The sequence below is a fragment of the Streptomyces racemochromogenes genome (assembly GCF_044129415.1).
Classification (GTDB): Bacteria; Actinomycetota; Actinomycetes; order Streptomycetales; family Streptomycetaceae; genus Streptomyces; species Streptomyces racemochromogenes_A.
Genome location: NZ_JBBDHD010000311.1, coordinates 1 through 743 on the forward strand (window position 1 = coordinate 1; position 743 = coordinate 743).

A 743-nucleotide genomic window follows, 5' to 3' on the forward strand; every position below is an offset into this window, starting at 1 on the left:
CGTGGACGGAGACGATCATGCCGTAGTGCTCGGCGACCGCGTCCCGGCCGAAGGGCAGGGTGGGGTTGGTGGAGGAGCCGATGACGTTCGGCACGCCCGCCATCTTCAGGACGTTGGGGACGTGCCCGCCGCCGCAGCCCTCGATGTGGAAGGCGTGGATGGTGCGGCCTTCCAGGACACGCAGGGTGTCCTCGACCGACAGGCACTCGTTGAGGCCGTCGCTGTGCAGCGCCACCTGCACGTCGTGCTCCTCGGCCACGCGCAGGGCGGTGTCCAGCGCGCGGGTGTGGGCGCCCATGTCCTCGTGCACCTTGAACCCCGAGGCACCGCCCTCGGCCAGGGCCTCGACCAGCGGCGCGGCGTCCGAGGAGGAGCCGCGGGCCAGGAAGCCGATGTTGACGGGCCAGGCGTCGAAGGCGTTGAAGGCGTGCTTGAGCGCCCACGGGGAGTTCACGCCGACGCCCCAGACCGGGCCGAACTCCTGGCCGATGACCGTGGTGACGCCCGCGGCGAGCGAGGCCTCCATGATCCGGGGGGAGAGCAGGTGGACGTGGGTGTCGACGGCGCCGGCGGTGGCGATCAGGCCCTCGCCGGAGACGATGCTGGTGCCGGTGCCGACGACGACGTCGACCCCGTCGAGGGTGTCCGGGTTGCCGGCCCGGCCGATGGCGTGGATCCGGCCCTCGCGGATGCCGATGGAGACCTTCTTGATGCCGAGCACCGCGTCGATGACCAGGACGTTG

1 protein-coding gene is annotated in these 743 nt (G+C 71.6%); it reads right to left on the bottom strand.

Features of this window, described 5'->3' with window-relative positions; genetic code table 11:
• Positions 1-743 (bottom strand): amidohydrolase family protein (locus tag WDV06_RS37035; RefSeq protein ID WP_395514183.1); only part of this gene is annotated, 743 nt, incomplete at both ends.